Origin of the sequence: Streptomyces sp. NPDC017056 (assembly GCF_044332485.1) — a bacterium.
GTDB lineage: Bacteria > Actinomycetota > Actinomycetes > Streptomycetales > Streptomycetaceae > Streptomyces.
Window position 1 is genome coordinate 66,597 of the sequence record NZ_JBIRPD010000024.1, and the last position, 15,021, is coordinate 81,617.

The 15,021-nt window shown below is 75.4% G+C and carries 13 protein-coding genes; 10 read left to right on the plus strand and 3 right to left on the minus strand.

Features of this window, described 5'->3' with window-relative positions; translation table 11 throughout:
* A complete protein-coding gene (locus ACH4OW_RS33170) occupies positions 1-1,524 on the minus strand; it encodes an alpha/beta hydrolase (RefSeq protein WP_398031602.1) in 1,524 nt (507 codons plus the stop codon).
* Positions 1,525-1,698: 174 nt separating this feature from the next.
* Between ACH4OW_RS33170 and ACH4OW_RS33175 the strand changes: the two genes are divergently transcribed.
* Genes ACH4OW_RS33175 through ACH4OW_RS33220 form a run of 10 tightly spaced genes read left to right on the plus strand, consistent with a single transcriptional unit; the run spans position 1,699 to position 13,185 of the window.
* The gene (locus ACH4OW_RS33175; RefSeq protein WP_360134722.1) at positions 1,699-2,958 is read left to right on the plus strand and encodes an ATP-grasp domain-containing protein; all 1,260 of its coding nucleotides are present in this window, start codon (positions 1,699-1,701) and stop codon (positions 2,956-2,958) included.
* On the plus strand, positions 2,955-3,815 hold the full coding sequence (locus ACH4OW_RS33180; RefSeq protein ID WP_398031604.1) for a Rossmann-like domain-containing protein: 861 nt from the start codon (positions 2,955-2,957) through the stop codon (positions 3,813-3,815). The genes ACH4OW_RS33175 and ACH4OW_RS33180 overlap by 4 nt, the downstream gene beginning before the upstream one ends.
* Positions 3,812-4,900, plus strand: a complete 1,089-nt coding sequence (locus ACH4OW_RS33185; RefSeq protein WP_398031606.1) for a PLP-dependent cysteine synthase family protein — start codon at positions 3,812-3,814, stop codon at positions 4,898-4,900. Before ACH4OW_RS33180 ends, ACH4OW_RS33185 begins: the two co-directional genes overlap by 4 nt.
* Positions 4,897-6,045, plus strand: coding sequence for a dipeptide epimerase (locus ACH4OW_RS33190; protein ID WP_398031608.1), 1,149 nt, complete (start codon positions 4,897-4,899; stop codon positions 6,043-6,045). The genes ACH4OW_RS33185 and ACH4OW_RS33190 overlap by 4 nt, the downstream gene beginning before the upstream one ends.
* Positions 6,029-7,282, plus strand: a complete 1,254-nt coding sequence (locus ACH4OW_RS33195) for an MFS transporter (RefSeq protein ID WP_398031610.1) — start codon at positions 6,029-6,031, stop codon at positions 7,280-7,282. The genes ACH4OW_RS33190 and ACH4OW_RS33195 overlap by 17 nt, the downstream gene beginning before the upstream one ends.
* The gene (locus tag ACH4OW_RS33200) at positions 7,279-8,094 is read left to right on the plus strand and encodes a class I SAM-dependent DNA methyltransferase (protein WP_398031611.1); all 816 of its coding nucleotides are present in this window, start codon (positions 7,279-7,281) and stop codon (positions 8,092-8,094) included. The genes ACH4OW_RS33195 and ACH4OW_RS33200 overlap by 4 nt, the downstream gene beginning before the upstream one ends.
* Positions 8,095-8,139: 45 nt before the next feature.
* On the plus strand, positions 8,140-9,738 hold the full coding sequence (locus tag ACH4OW_RS33205; protein ID WP_398031613.1) for an ABC transporter substrate-binding protein: 1,599 nt from the start codon (positions 8,140-8,142) through the stop codon (positions 9,736-9,738).
* Positions 9,735-10,736: an ABC transporter permease gene (locus ACH4OW_RS33210; RefSeq protein ID WP_398031615.1), complete on the plus strand. Its 1,002-nt coding sequence runs from the start codon at positions 9,735-9,737 to the stop codon at positions 10,734-10,736. Before ACH4OW_RS33205 ends, ACH4OW_RS33210 begins: the two co-directional genes overlap by 4 nt.
* Positions 10,736-11,584 (plus strand): ABC transporter permease subunit, encoded by an 849-nt coding sequence (locus ACH4OW_RS33215; RefSeq protein ID WP_360134745.1) that lies wholly within the window; start codon positions 10,736-10,738, stop codon positions 11,582-11,584. Before ACH4OW_RS33210 ends, ACH4OW_RS33215 begins: the two co-directional genes overlap by 1 nt.
* Positions 11,581-13,185, plus strand: coding sequence for an ABC transporter ATP-binding protein (locus ACH4OW_RS33220; protein WP_398031616.1), 1,605 nt, complete (start codon positions 11,581-11,583; stop codon positions 13,183-13,185). The genes ACH4OW_RS33215 and ACH4OW_RS33220 overlap by 4 nt, the downstream gene beginning before the upstream one ends.
* Before the next feature lie 28 nt (positions 13,186-13,213).
* Here ACH4OW_RS33220 and ACH4OW_RS33225 read toward each other — a convergent pair whose 3' ends face one another.
* On the minus strand, positions 13,214-13,876 hold the full coding sequence (locus ACH4OW_RS33225) for a class I SAM-dependent DNA methyltransferase (RefSeq protein ID WP_398031618.1): 663 nt from the start codon (positions 13,874-13,876) through the stop codon (positions 13,214-13,216).
* Between the two features lie 106 nt (positions 13,877-13,982).
* Positions 13,983-14,798 (minus strand): APH(3') family aminoglycoside O-phosphotransferase, encoded by an 816-nt coding sequence (locus ACH4OW_RS33230; RefSeq protein WP_398031696.1) that lies wholly within the window; start codon positions 14,796-14,798, stop codon positions 13,983-13,985.
* Between the last annotated feature and the right edge of the window lie 223 nt (positions 14,799-15,021).

Below are 15,021 nucleotides of genomic sequence, written 5' to 3' on the forward strand. Positions count from 1 at the left end.
TCACGGTCGCGGTGACGGTTCGGGCAGTCCGGGACCGGCACAGTGCACGTCCGCCGCCGGGACGGTACCGCCGACGAGGTAGGCGGCGACCGCGGCGTCCACGCACCGGTTGCCGCGGCTGGCGAAGACGCCGTGCGAGTAGTCGTCGTGGAGGGTGACCAGCCGGGAGCCCGGGAGGGTGCGGCCGAGGGCCCGTGCGCCGGCGAGGGGCGTCACGGGGTCGTGCGCCGAGGCCACCAGGAGGGCCGGGGGCGCTGCGGGACTGCCGAGGCTGGTGCGCCCGGTGGGGCGGGCGTGCCAGTACGCGCAACTCGCCGCCTCCAGGCCGGTCAGCACGGGTTGCGGGTCCTGGCGCCGCAGCCCGCGGATGTCGGCGAGGACCCGGGCCGGCGTGGGCCCCGGCCCGTCGGCGCACTTCACGATGCGGTTGGCGGCCTCGTACGTACGGGACTCGGCGCCGTCGAAGGGCGCCGCGGGGCGGAGCCGGTCGACCGCGCCCTTGTCCAGGTAGTCGCGCAGCCCGTCGCCCAGGGCGGTCCAGCGTTCGGTGCGGCCGAGGGCGCGGTAGACGGCACGGTCGAAGGCGGCCGCCCCGAAGCCGGAGACGGGGTGCGCGGTCAGGCCGTCGCGTGTGCGCTGGTAGGCGGTGCGGACCTCGCGCGCGGTGGCGCCCAGCCCGAAGCGGGAGCCGTGCCGCGCCAGCCAGTCGAAGAGCACGTCCCGCTGGCGCAGCAGGGCACGGGCCTGCCGTATGTCGAAGGCGTGCCAGTCCTCCGGGCCGACCACGCTGTCCAGCACCAACTTGTCGACGCGGCCGGGGAATTGTGCCGCGTAGGCCGCGCCCAGGTAGGTGCCGTAGGAGACGCCGAGGAAGCTGACGCGCCGCTCGTCGAGTGCGGCGCGCACGGCGTCCATGTCGCGCGCCGTCTCGCTGGTGGAGAGGTGGGGGAGCGCGACGCCCGCGCCCGCCGCGCAGTCGGCGGCCAGCCGGCGCTGCGAGTCGAGGTAGGCGCGCTCGCCGGCGTGGTCGTGCGGTACCGGATCGAGCGGCGCCGAGCCGGTTCCCGGGGCGTCGAAGAGCCCGCCCATCGGGCCGCAGTCGGCGGGCGCGCTGCGGCCGGTGCCGCGCGGGTCGAAGCCGATCACGTCGTAGGCGCGGCGCACGGCTGCCGGGAGCTTGGCGCGCTTGGTGACGGCGTACGGCAGCCCGGAGCCGCCCGGGCCGCCGGGGTTGACCAGCAGGACGCCGCGCCGTTCGGCCGGCGTCCCCGAGGCGCGTACGCGCGAGACGGCTATCCGTAGGTGTGCGCCGTCCGGGCGGCGGTGGTCCAGCGGCACGCTCACCGTGCCGCACTCGACGCGGTCGGGTGCGGGCGGCGCGGGGACCGAGGAGGGGCAGGCGCCGAAGCGCAGGGCCGGGGCGGGGGTGGGGGCGCCGGGTTCGGCGGCCGTGGCGGTGGCGAGCGGGACGGCGCTGGTCAGAAGCGCGCAGAGCAGGGCGGTGCGCCGCAGGGCGGGAGGCATGGGGCTCGCAGTTCGTGGGAGGCGGCGGGCGCGGGGGCGTGGGAAAGGCCGGACCGCGAGGTGACAATGAAAATCATTACGGTTAGCATCGCGTTCGGTCAACACCGCACCGCGGCGCCCGGGGCCTCCCCGCGGCGTGCCCGGACGCGAAACCGCCTGCGCAGAAGGAGAGTTGTGGCGCATCTGCTGATGGTCGAGAGCTGGGTCGGGTCGATGGGCAGGCTGCTGCCCCGCGCCCTCCGCGAGGCCGGACACGACTTCACCTTCCTCACCCGCGACCTGCACCACTACCTGCGGGCCGCCCCCGAGGGCACCGCCCACCCCCTGCTGGCGGCCCGCAACATCGTCACCGCCGACACCAACGACACCGACACGCTGCTCCCGTACGCCGAGCGCCTGCACGCGGCAACCGGCTTCGACGGCGTCCTCAGCTCGTGCGACTACTACCTGCCCGCCGTGGCCCGCATCGCCGCGCACCTCGGACTGCCGGGGCCGGCGCCGGAGGCGGTGGAGGCCGCCTGCCGCAAGGACGCCACCCGGCACGCCCTGGAGGCGGCCGGGGTGCCGGGCCCCCGGTTCGCCGTCTGCGCCGACTGGGCGGGGACCGCCGAGGCGGCACGCGAGATCGGCTTCCCGCTGGTGCTCAAGCCGGTCGACCTGTGTGCCGGGATGTACGTACGGCGGGTGGACGACGAAGCGGAGCTGGCCCGCGCCCACCGGGCGCTCGCCGGGTTCCCGGTCAACGCGCGCGGCCAGCTGCGGGCCCCCGTGGTCCTGCTGGAAGAGCTGCTCGACGGGCCCGAGGTCAGCGTCGAGACCGTGTCGCACGGCGGCGCGGTGCACGTGATCGGCGTGACCGACAAGAGCGTGGGCGGCGCCCCGGCGTTCGTCGAGACGGGCCACATGTTCCCCGCCGCGCTGACCGCCGCCGACGCCGGAGCGGCGGCGGACACCGCGCGTGCGGCGCTCAAGGCGCTCGGGCTCGACCAGGTCGTCGCGCACACCGAGATCAAGCTCACCGCGGCCGGGCCGCGCGTCGTCGAGGTCAACCCGCGCCCCGCGGGCAACCGCATCACCGAACTGGTCCGGCACGTCACCGGCATCGACCTGGCCGCCGCCTTCGTCGAGGTGGCGCTCGGCCGCGAGCCGGACCTCGTACCGCGCGAGACCGGGCTGCGCAGCGCCGCCATCGGCTTCCTCGTGCCGGAACGCACCGGCGTGCTGGAGGGGATAACGGGCGCCGACGGCCTCGAAGGGCAGGCCGGCGTGCTGGAGGTGCAGCTCGCCGCGCCCGGCAAGGCCGTCAAGGAGACCGGCAGCAACAACGGCTACCTGGGCCACGTCATGGCCGGCGACGGCGAAGGAGCGGGTGCGCGCGCCCGCGTCGAGGAACTGCTGGGCGGCCTGTGTCCGCGGGTGGTGGGCGACCGATGAGCGCGACGGGACAGGCCGTGGCGAGCGGCTACCCGGACCTCGTACGCCGGGTGCGCGCCGGGGAGCTGGGGCCCGGCCCCCGCACGCAGAAGATCGCGGTGGCCTTCGCCACCAGCCAGGCCGTACGCCACGAAGGGCGCAGCGGCGGCTACCGCAACGAGGTGCTCAGCCTGCGCCTGGGCGGCGCGGTGGGGTCCTGCGCCGTCGAGCCCGGCGCGCTGCCCGCCGCCGCGATCGAGGACTGTGTGGGCGCCGACGTCGCGACGCTGCTCGACCACCCGCTGGCGCCGGTACGGGTCGCCGCCCTGGACGCGTACCTGATGCACTCCCTGCCGCACACGCCCGCGAACGGCGCGCAGCCCTGGGAGCTGCCCGCCGGCGACTCGCTCGCCAAGTCGCGGGCCCGCGCCCGGGGCGTCGCCGGGCTGCTGCCCGCCGCGCCCGGCCGCACCGTCCTGGTCGTCGGCGTCGTCAACTCGCTGCTGGAGGCGCTGCGCGCCCGCGGACTGGTGTGCGTACCGTGCGACCTCAAGGGCGGCCGTACCGAGTGGGGCGAGCCGATCCGTACCGACGCGCTCGCCGAGCTGGACGGCTGCGACGCGGTGCTGGCGTCCGGGATGACGCTGGGCAACGGGACCTTCGAGCCGCTGCGTGCCCACTGCGAGCGGCACGGCAAGCCGCTGGTGATGTTCGCCCAGACCGGCAGCGCCGTGCTGCCGCGGCTGCTGGGCGCGGGGGTGAGCGCCGTGTGCGCCGAGCCGTACCCGTTCTTCTGGCTCGACGGCGGTCCCGGCGTCGTCCACCGCTACACCGGCGGCGACGATTACGCGCTGCTGGGGCAAGGAGACGTCCGATGACCGCCGCCGTTCTGCGCGCGCCCGCCGCCAACCGGGAGCTCCTCGCCCTCGTCGGCCGTACCCCGCTGGCCCGCATCACCGGTGACCTGCCCTGCCCGCACCCCGGGTTCTGGGCCAAGCTGGAAGGGCTCGGCGCGGGCGGCATGAAGGCGCGGGCCGCCGTGTCCATGCTGCTCGGTGCCCGCGAGCGCGGCGAACTGCGGCCCGGCGCGCCGGTCGTGGAGTCCACCTCCGGCACCCTCGGCGTCGGCCTGGCCTTCGCCGGGCAGGCGCTCGGCCACGACGTGATCCTGGTCTGCGACAGCGAACTGGAGCCGTCGATGCGGCAGTTGCTGCGCGCGTACGGCGCCCGGCTGGAGATCGTCGACCGGCCCGCGCCGGAAGGCGGCTGGCAGGCCGCCCGGCTCGCCCGGCTGCGCGAACTGCGCACCCTGCTGCCGCACGCGTACTGGCCCGACCAGTACAACAACCCCGACAACGCCGCCGGGTACGCCTCCCTCGCCGCCGAACTGGCCGCCGACCTGGACCACCTCGACGTCCTGGTGTGCAGCGTCGGCACCGGCGGCCACAGCGCCGGGATCATCGGCCCGCTGCGCCGCCACTGGCCCGCGCTGCGCCTGGTCGGCGTGGACGCCACCGGCTCGACCATCTTCGGGCAGCCCGCCAGGCCCCGCCTGATGCGCGGCCTCGGCAGCAGCATCCACCCGCGCAACGTCGCCTACGCGGCCTTCGACGAGGTGCACTGGGTGGGCCCCGCCGAAGCCGCCGACGCCTGCCGGCGGCTGGCCCGCGGCTGCTTCGTCAGCGGCGGCTGGAGCACCGGCGCCGTCGCGCTGGTCGCCGCCTGGGCGGCCCGCGTGCACCCCGGCGCCGTCGTCGCCACCGTCTTCCCCGACGGCCTGCACCGCTACCTCGGCACCGTCTACGACGAGGACTTCGCCGCCGCCCACGGCCTGGCCGGGCAGCCCGTCGCCACCCGCCCGGTGGAGATACCGCACCCCACGGCCGCCGAAGCCACCGGCTGGGCGCGCTGCACCACCGTCGTGGACCCGAAGGCGGCGGCTGTGGGGGAGGGGGCCGCGTGAACGTGACCCTGCGCGTCGTACGGCTGCGGCTCGCCGAGCCGCTGCGCATCTCCCGGTCGGTGACGACCGAGCGGAACGCCGTCTGGATCACCGTCGAGCACGGCGGGGCGCGCGGTCACGGCGAGGCTGTGACCAGCGTGTACTACGGACTCGGCACCGACACGCTGTGCCGGCTGCTGGCCGGTGCCGGCGGGGAACTCGGCCGCTTCGCCGACCCGGAGAGCGCCCTCGCCGCCCTGCGGGACGGCGAGCTGCCCGCGCCCGGCATCCCGCCCGCCGTCACCGCCGCCGTCGAGTCGGCGCTGCTCGACCTGGTGGGCAAGCGGGCCGGGCAGCCGGTCCACCGGCTGCTCGGCACCAGGGAGCGGCCGGCCGCCGCCACCGCCCGCACCATCGGCATCGTGCCCGCCGACCGGGCTCGCACGCAGGCCCGCTGCCTGGCCGCGAGCGGATTCACCGTCATCAAGGTCAAGGCCGGGACGGCGGACCCCGAGGACGACCTCGCCCGCGTACGGGCCGTACGCGACGCCGCGCCCTCGGCGGCCCTGCTGCTCGACCCCAACGGCGCCTGGACGCCGGACCTGGCGGCACGGCTGCTGCCGCGCTTCGCCGAACTCGGCGTCGCGGCCGTCGAACAGCCCACCGCCCCCGGCGACCCCGAAGCGCTCGCCCGGCTCGCCGAACGCTCCCCGCTGCCCGTCATCGCCGACGAGGACGCCGTCGGCCCCGCCGACGCCGAGCGGCTCGCCGGGCGGGTGCAGGGCGTCAACGTCAAGCTCGCCAAGTGCGGCGGCGTGTACGCGGCGCTGCGCATCGAGGAGCTGATCGCGGGCAGCGGCACCCGGCTGATGCTCGGCTGCCTCACCGCGAGCACCCTCGGCATCGCCCCCGCCGTCCACCTCGCCGACCGCGCCCACTGGGTCGACCTGGATGGGCACCTGCTGCTCGCGCACGACCCGTGGACCGGCATCGGCGGCACCGACGGGACCGTACGGGCCGGAACGGGCGCCGGACTGGGCGTACGGCCCGCGCCCCCGCGCCCGGAGCGGACCGCGCCCGCACCCCCGGCAGCAGAGCCGGCAGCACAGCGCGCAGCACAGCCCGCAGCACAGAAGGAAAGGCACCACCGTGAAGACGTGGACTGAGATGCGGGCCTTCCCGCTCGCCATCCGGCTCCTGCTGGTCAACCAGCTCGGCGTGAACATCGGCTTCTACCTGCTCATCCCCTACCTCGCCACGCACCTCGGCGAGGACCTGGGAATGTCGGCGGCGGTGGTCGGCATCGTGCTGGGCGTACGCAACCTCAGCCAGCAGGGCCTGTTCATCCTCGGCGGCTCGGCCGCCGACCGGCTCGGCGCCCGCGGCGTGATCATCGCGGGCTGCGCCCTGCGCACCGTCGGCTTCGCGCTGTTCGCCCTCGGCGACGGACTGCCCGTCCTGCTCGCCGCCTCCATACTCAGCGGGCTCGCCGGGGCCCTGTTCAACCCGGCCGTGCGCGCCTACCTGGCGGCGGAGGCCGGCGACCGCAAGGCCGAGGCGTTCGCCCTGTTCAACATCTTCGCGACGACCGGCGCGCTGGTCGGCCCGCTGCTCGGCAGCGCCCTGCTGCTCGTCGACTTCCGGGCCTCCGCGCTCACCGCCGCCGCGATCTTCGCCCTGCTGACCGTCGCCCAGGCCGTCGTGCTGCCCGCCCGAGAGGTGCCCGCCTCGAAGGGCAGCGTGCTCGGCGACTGGCGCGAGGTCCTCGCCAACCGCGCCTTCCTCGCCTTCTCCCTCGCCATGGTCGGCATGTTCACCATGGAGAACCAGCTCTACCTGCTGCTCCCGGACGGCGCCAGGCGGGCCACCGGCTGGGAGGGCGCCGCGGGCGTCGTCTTCCTCGTCGGCACGCTGGCCAACCTCACCCTCCAGATGCGCATCACGCGCTCCCTCAAGGAGCGGGGCAAGCGGGCGCGGTGGATCGCCGCCGGACTGGCGCTGATGGGTGTGGCGTTCGTCCCGCCGATGGCCGTCGCCGGTATGTCCGGTGCGGGCGGCGGCGCGGGCCGCGCGGCGCTCGCGCTCGTACCCGTCCTCGCCGGAGCGCTGCTCCTGTACGTCGGCATCATGATCGCCCAGCCGTTCGTCATGGAGCTGATACCCGAGTTCGGCCGCGCCGAACTGACCGGCACGTACTTCGGGATCTTCTACGTCGTCTCCGGCATCGCCGCCGCCGTCGGCAACACCGTCGTGGGCTGGGCCATGGACGCGGGCGGCCACGGCGGCGCCGGCTGGCTGCCCTGGGCGTGCTGCCTCGCCTTCGGCCTCCTCTCGGCGGCGGGCGTCGGCTGGCTGCACCGCCTGCGGGCCCTGCCCGTACGGCCGGTGGCGGTGACGGCATGACGGACAGCGCCGCCGCCCGCAACCTGCTGACCGACAACCCGGCCCTGTACGAGGCCCGGTTCCCCGACCCGGAACGGCTCGCCGCCCGCTGGACCGAGAACGTCCTGCGCCGGTACGGCGCCGGGCCGCACGTCCTCGACATCGGCTGCGGCACCGGCCGGGACGCCGCCCAGCTGCACGCCGCGGGCCGCACGGTCACCGGCGCCGACCTGTCGGACACGATGCTCGCGTACGCCCGCACCCACCACCCCGGGCCCCGCTACACGCGGGCCGACCTGCGCGGATTCGACGCGGCCGACCTCGCGCCACAGCCGTTCGACGCCGTCGTCTGCCTCGACAGCGCGCTGCTGTACTGCCACACCAACGACGAACTCGACGGCTTCCTGGCCTCCTGCCGCCGCGCCCTGGCACCCGGCGGACTGCTGGTCGCCGAGATGCGCAACGGGGCCTTCTTCCTCGGCCGTACGGAACTCCTGGACGCACCGCAGATCCGCGGCTTCGCATGGGAGGGCACCGTCTACCGGTCCGTCACGACACTCACCGTCGACCGGGCGGCCCAACTGCTGCGCCGGCGGAGGGTGTGGAGCACGGAGGACGGCGGGCCACCGGTCGAACAGCACTCCGCGTGGCGGCTGCTGTTCCCCCAGGAACTGCGGTACGCGCTCGCCGCCCACGGCTTCACCGTGCTGGAGCTGCACGACGGGCCCGGCCCCCGTACGGAACAGCCCTGGCGGCCCGGACCGTCCAGGACCCCCGGCAGCGCTGCCGACGGCGACCGGCTGCACCTCGTGGCCCGCCTGGGCGACGCCTGACCGCCCCGCCCCCCTGCCCACCCACTCACACGAGGCGAGACCACCATGACCGAACTCCCACCCCACGACCGGGACACCGGCGGCCACCCCGGACTGCGACGGCGCGGCTTCCTCGCCGCCGCCGCGGGCACCACGGCCGCCGCCGGGCTCCTCCTGGCCGGCTGCGGCACCGGACCCGGCGCGCCGGGCACGGGCGGCGGCACCCCACGGCGCGGCGGCCGGCTGCGCGCCGCCTTCGCCGGGGGCGGCGCGTCCGAGACCCTCGACCCGCACCTGGCCAACCTCTTCGCCGACGTCGCCCGCGCCAAGGCCCTCTACGACAAGCTGGCCGACTGCGGCACCGACATGGCCGCCCGCCCCCGCCTGGCCGCCAAGTGGGAACCGAACGACACGCTCGACCGCTGGCAGGTCACCCTCCGCAAGGCGGCCTTCCACAACGGCAACCCGGTCACCGCGGACGACGTCCTCTACAGCTTCCGCCGCATAGCCGACCCCAAGAAGGCATACCGCGCCAAGGCGTCCCTGGAGCCCATCGACCTGGCCGCCAGCCGCGCCGTCTCCCCGGACACCGTCGAGTTCCGGCTCAAGCGGCCCACCGCCGAATTCCCCAACGTACTGGCCGCCTTCGGCGCGTACGTCATCCCGGCCGGCACGACCACCGCGGACTTCGCCAAGCCCGTCGGCTCGGGCCCCTTCCGCTTCGTCTCCTTCACACCGGGCCGTTCCTGCGTCGTGCAGCGCAACGACTCCTACTGGGACGGCGCTCCGCACCTGGACGAGCTGGAATTCGTCGTCGCCAACGAGGAGTCCGCGCGCATCAACGCCCTGCTCGGCGGCCAGGTCGAGTACGCACACGAACTCAACCCCACCACCGCGCGCGCCCACGAGGGCAAGGGCCAGATCGAGATCGTACGGCTGCGCAACAGCGCCATGCAGTCCTTCGCGATGAAGACCGACCGTGCCCCCTTCGACGACAAGCGGGTCCGCGAGGCGTTCTTCCTCATCGCCGACCGCAAGGAACTCCTCGACGGCGCGCTCTCCGGAGCGGGCGAGATCGGCAACGACCTGTTCGGCAAGGGCTACGAGTACTACGCGGGCGACCTGCCGCAGCGCCACCAGGACCTCGACCGGGCCCGCCACCTCCTCAAGCAGGCGGGCGCCGAAGACCTGCGGATCACTCTCGACACCTCGCCCGTCGCCGCCGGGTTCACCGAAGCAGCCGGCATCTTCCGCGACCAGGCCGCCAAGGCGGGCGTGACCCTCCAGGTGAAGTCCGGCAGCAAGGACAGCTACTGGAGCGACATCCTCGACTCCGGCACCCTGTGCTGCTACCGCTCCGGCGCCATGCCCATCGAGTCGCACATCTCGCAGCGGCTGCTGACCGGCTCCACGACCAACGCCACCAAGTGGCACCACAAGGACTTCGACGCCCTGTACCAGCAGGCCCAGTCCACCAAGGACAAGAAGGAACGGGCGGCGGTCTACGGGCGGATGCAGCGCCGCCTGTACGCCGAGGGCGGCTTCCTGGTGTGGGGCTTCGCCGACTGGATCGTCGGCACCTCCCGCCGCGTGCACGGCGTCGCGCACGACGCGCCCGCCAACACCCTGGACTGGGCCCGCTTCGACAAGGTGTGGCTGGCGTGACCGCACCGACCGGACCGTCCCCGGCGCGCGCGGGACGCGCCGGGCCGGCGGTGCTGCGCTCCTGGCTCGCGCGCCGGCTGCTGCTCGGCGTGGCGCAGACCGCGGGCGTGGTGCTGCTCGTCTTCGCGCTCACCGAGGCGCTGCCAGGGGACGCCGCCGTCGCCCTGGCGGGCGACCAGCCCGACCCGGCCCGCATCGCGGCCATCCGTACCGAACTCGGCCTGGACCGCCCGGCAGCCGAACGGTTCGCCGACTGGGTGGGCGGGCTGCTGCACGGCGACCTCGGGAACTCCCTCGCCTCCGGACGCCCCGTCGCCGGCTACCTCGCCGACGGCTTCGGCCCCACCCTGCTGCTCGCCGCCATCACCGTGGTGCTGCTGGTACCGGCCGGGGTGGGCCTCGGCGTCCTGGCCGCGCGCCGCGAGGGCTCGCTCGCCGACCGGCTCGTCAGCTCCGCGACCCTGGCCGTGTACGCCGTACCGGAGTTCGCGCTCGGCGTGCTGCTGGTGACCCTGTTCGCGCTGCGGCTGGGCTGGCTGCCGCCGACCGCCGTCGGCTCCGGCGGCGACCTGCTCGCCCAGCCTGCCGTCCTCGTCCTGCCCGTCCTGGTGCTGCTCTCCCGCCCGGTGTGCTCGATCAGCCGCCTGGTACGGGCCGGGATGATCGACGCACTGCGCTCCCCCTACGTACGGCAGGCCGCCCGCTACGGCCTGTCCGCCGCCCGCATCCGGTACGCGCACGCCCTCCCGAACGCCCTCGCGCCCGCCGCCCAGCAACTCGCCCGCACCGTCGACTGGCTGCTGTGCGGAGTGATCGTCGTCGAGGCGCTGTTCGTCATCCCGGGCCTGGGCACCGTGCTCATGAACGCGGTCGCCGAACGCGACGTCCCCGTGGTCCAGGGCCTGGCCGTGGTCTTCGGCGTCATCGCCGTGGCCCTCAACCTGGGCGCCGACGTGGTCGCCCGCCGTCTCGCGCCACGGGCGGGGGTGGCGGCCTGATGCCGAAGCCGAACGGCACGACGGCGCGACTGCCCGGTCTGGCCGGGCTCCTGATCGCCGGCGTCCCCCTCCTCCTCGCCCTCCTCGGACCGCTGTTCGCGGGCGGCCCCGGCCCGCGCACCGCGTCCTTCACCCTCGACGGCGGCCACTGGCTCGGCACCGACTTCGTCGGCCGCGACGTGTGGCGGCAGGTACTGCTCGGCGGGCAGTCCGTGGTGCTCGTGGCCCTGGCCGCCACCGTCCTCGCCTACGCGGTCGCCGTACCCCTGGGCCTGGCCGCCGCCCTCACCCACCGGGCCTGGCTCGAAGAACTGCTGATGCGCCCCCTGGACATCCTGCTCGCCGTGCCGTCGCTGCTGCTCATCCTGCTGGTCGCCGCCGTCTTCTCGCCGGGCGCCGCCGGGCTCGCACTGCTGGTGGCGCTCGTCAACATCCCCGACGCGGCCCGGATCGTCCGCGCCGCCGCGTCCGCCGCGGCCGCACGCCCCGCCGTCGAGGCCCTGCGCATGCAGGGCGAGAGCTGGTGGCGCACGGCGGTCGGCTACGTCGGCAGGTCCGCGCTGCGCACCTTCGCCGCCGACGCGGGCGTACGGCTGACCGGCGTGCTCTACCTCGTCGCCACCGCCGCGTTCCTCGGCGTCGGCGTGGAACCGGACGCGGCGGACTGGGCCGTCATGGTCGACCGCAACCGGACCGGGCTGTTCGTGCAGCCGTGGGCGGTGGTCGTGCCGGCGCTGCTGATCGTGGCGCTGTCGATGGGCGGCAACCTGGTCTTCGACGCGCTGCTGCAAAGGCACACCCACGGGCTGCGAAGGCACACCCACGGACCGAAGGAGGGCCGCCGGTGAGCGCGGCAGCGAACGTCGTCGCCGAGGTCGGGAACCTGCGGGTGGAGGTGGGCGGCCGGGCCGTCGTCGACGGAGTGAGCCTGCGGGTCCGCGCGGGCGCGGTCACCGCCCTGGTGGGCGCGTCCGGCAGCGGCAAGACCACGACGGGCCTGGCCCTGCTCGGCGCGTACCTGCCAGGGGCCCGGGTCTCGGGTGCGGTCACCGTCGCGGACGGCCTGGTCGGGCACGTGCCGCAGCACCCGGCGGCGGTCCTCAACCCCGCCCGCAGGGCCGGCGCCCTGCTGGCCGACATCGCCCGGGCCCAGGTACGCCACCTGCCGCGCCGCGAGCGCTCCAGGGCCGCCGAAGCGCGCATCGCGGACGCGCTGGCCGGCGCCCAACTGCCGGACGGCGTCGCCCTGTTGTCGCGCTACCCGCACCAGCTCTCCGGCGGCCAGCAGCAGCGGGTGGTGCTCGCCCAGGCCCTGCTGCTCGGCGCCCGGGTCGTGGTCGCCGACGAGCCGACCACGGGGCAGGACGCCCTCACCAAGCGCCGCATCGTGGCGGAGCTGGCGTCGGTCGCCCGGCAGGGCATCGGCGTCCTCCTGCTGAGCCACGACCTGGACGTGGTGCGCGAACTGGCCGACGAGGTCGTGGTCCTCAAGGACGGCAGGGTGGTGGAGTCCGGCCCCGTGCGGCAAGTGGCCCAGGCACCCCGGCACACCTGGACGCGCGAACTGTTCGCGCGCCCGGAGGAGAGCGCAAACACCGATCCCGACGCGCGCCCGGAGGAAGGCGGGAGCACCGTTCCCGACGCGCGCCCGGAGCCGGAAGCCGACGCACTCCTGGACGTACGAGACCTGACCGCCCACCACCACGGCGGCCCCCGCCGCTCCGCCGACGTCCTGCGCGACGTCTCCCTGCGCATCCGGCCCGGCGAGCGCGTGGCGGTCGTCGGCCGCTCCGGCAGCGGCAAGACGACGCTCGGCCGGTGCCTGGCCGGGCTGCACCGTACGTACGTGGGAGACGTCCGCCTCGACGGAGCCCCGCTGCCGCGCAGCCTGCGCGACCGCACGCCCGGCCAACTCGCCGCGGTGCAATACGTCTTCCAGGACGCTCAGGCGTCCTTCGACGAACACCGCACGGTACTGGCGCAGGTGGCCCGCACGGCGGTGCGCCTGCGCGGCGCGGACCCGGCCGGCGCCACGGCACAGGCCGGCGCGCTGCTCGCCGAGGTCGGGCTCGGCGAGCAGCACGTCCACAGCCGCCCCGGGCAGCTTTCGGGAGGCGAACTCCAGCGCGCGGCGCTCGCCCGCGCGCTCCTCGCCCGCCCCCGTGTGCTGATCTGCGACGAGATCACCTCGGGCCTGGACACGGTCACCCGGCGCGGCATCCTCACCGTCCTCGACCGTCACCTGCGCGAGCAGCCGGACCTGGCACTGGTGTGGATCACCCACGACCTCGGCACGGCGGCCACGGCCGGGCACGTCGTGGTGCTGGACGCGGGCGACGTCGTCGAACAGGGCCCCGCCGACCGCGTACTGACCGCGCCGGAGCACCCCTTCACGGCGGCCTTGGTCGAGGCGTCGGCAGGGCAGCGGACAGCCTCCCAGGCCAGGTGAGCAGGCCCGCCAAGGCCGCTCCGGCGGGCTACTCCGCGGCCGGTTTACGGGCCAGGAGGGTGGCCTGCGGCGTCCGCTCGGCGAACGCGCCGACGTCGGGCTCGCGCAGCATGCGGGCCCGTACGGGCAGACCGGCCCGGTCCAGCAGGGCGGCGAACCGGTCCGGCTGCCACCGGTGGAAGTCGAGCGAGACCGGGTGCCCCCACGCCTCCTCCAGGCGCAGCGGCTCGTCGCCCACCTGGAACGCGGCCAGCAGGTGGCCGCCGGGCGCGAGGACCCGGTGGAACTCGGCGAACGCCTCCGGCAGCCGCTCCGCCGGAACGTGGATGGTCGAATACCAGGCCACCACGCCGGCGAGGCTGCCGTCCGGTATGTCCAGGGCCAGCATGGAGCCCTCCTCGAAGCGCAGCCCCGGGTGCTCGCGGCGGGCCACCGCCAGCATCCCCGGCGACAGGTCGACGCCGAAGACGGACAGACCCAGGCCGGCCAGGTGCGCGGACACGCGGCCGGTACCGCACCCCACGTCGGCCACCGGGCCGCCGCCCCCGGCCCGCACCAGGTCGGCGAACGCGGCGAGCATCCCCCGCTCCAGCGGCTTCGCGTCCAGCTCGCCGCTCGCGAACGCGACGTAGTCGTCGGCCATGGCGTCGTAGGAAGCCCGGGTGTCCAGCAGAAAGTTCGGTTCGGTCATGGGGAGGACCCTACTGGGCCGCCACGCCGCCGGGCCGCACTACCGGGGCGAGCCACCTGGCCGCGCCACCGGGGCGAGCCACCGGTCCGCACCACCGGGGCGCGCCTCAGAAGAACTCGTCCAGCAACCGGTAGAACGCCAGCTTCTCCTGCGAGACCGCCGTACCGTGACCGTTCCCGTACGCGCGCAGGAACGTCTCGGCGTACGCGGGACCGAACCACGGGTCCTCCTCGTGCGCCAACTCGCGCAGCACCAGCGCGAGGTCGAGATGCCGGTCCGCCCGGCCGAGACGGCCCACGTCGATCAGGCCGGTCACCCGGCAGGTGCCGGGGTCGAGGAGGACGTTGTCCGGACACAGGTCGCCGTGGCAGACGACCAGGTCCTCCGACGCGGGACGGGTCCGCTCCAGCTCGGCCAGCAGCCGGCCGCCCGACCAGCCGGCGCGCTCCTCGTCCAGGTCCTCCAGGTCGACGGCCCCGTCCGCGACGGCGCGGGCCGCCTGCGGCAGCGTCACCGCCAGAGCGCGGTCGAACGGGCAGCGCTCCACCGGCAGCCCGTGCAGCGAGCGGGCGAGGCCGGCGAGCGCGGCGGCCACGTCGTGCCGCTGGTGCTCCGGCCACTCGGCACTCGCGGGCCGCCCCGGCACGGCCTCGGTGACCAGCCAGGCGACCGAACCGGCGCCACCGCTCTCCACGACACGCGGCACGGGGACGCCCTGTTCCGCCAGCCACACCAGCCGCTCGGCCTCGGCCGGCAGGCTCAGCCCGGACGCCGCGGCGGCACCGGCGGGCGCCAGCTTGGCGTACAACTCCCGGGAGCCGCCGGTGAGGTGGTACACGGCGGCCCCGGATGCCCCATCGGTCACTCGGGTCCAGTCATGGTCGGGATATCTGCGACGCAGCGCACTGTCCATACCGCCCATCCTCCAGGAGCGGTGATCGCGGCGCACCCGGGTTTCCTGGCGGGACAGACGGCACCCTGCGGACACGCCCCAGGCCGACGCGCGCCTGAAGAAGGCCGGGCGCCGCGGGCATGATGCGGGTGCCGCTGCCCTCCCGGGCGGCGGTGATCCCACCGGCGGTCGCCACCTGACCACGGCACGAGAGGCGGCACTCCATGACGAGCGGCACGTCCGGCCCGGGAGG

Excerpts from the sequence above, each read along its gene's own strand:
- ACH4OW_RS33215 (WP_360134745.1), top strand. The coding sequence starts at position 10,736 with ATGCCGAAGCCGAACGGCACGACGGCGCGACTGCCCGGTCTGGCCGGG.
- ACH4OW_RS33180 (WP_398031604.1), top strand. The coding sequence starts at position 2,955 with ATGAGCGCGACGGGACAGGCCGTGGCGAGCGGCTACCCGGACCTCGTA.
- ACH4OW_RS33185 (WP_398031606.1), top strand. The coding sequence starts at position 3,812 with ATGACCGCCGCCGTTCTGCGCGCGCCCGCCGCCAACCGGGAGCTCCTC.
- ACH4OW_RS33205 (WP_398031613.1), top strand. The coding sequence starts at position 8,140 with ATGACCGAACTCCCACCCCACGACCGGGACACCGGCGGCCACCCCGGA.
- ACH4OW_RS33170 (WP_398031602.1), bottom strand. The coding sequence starts at position 1,524 with ATGCCTCCCGCCCTGCGGCGCACCGCCCTGCTCTGCGCGCTTCTGACC.
- ACH4OW_RS33200 (WP_398031611.1), top strand. The coding sequence starts at position 7,279 with ATGACGGACAGCGCCGCCGCCCGCAACCTGCTGACCGACAACCCGGCC.
- ACH4OW_RS33225 (WP_398031618.1), bottom strand. The coding sequence starts at position 13,876 with ATGACCGAACCGAACTTTCTGCTGGACACCCGGGCTTCCTACGACGCC.
- ACH4OW_RS33230 (WP_398031696.1), bottom strand. The coding sequence starts at position 14,798 with ATGGGCGGTATGGACAGTGCGCTGCGTCGCAGATATCCCGACCATGAC.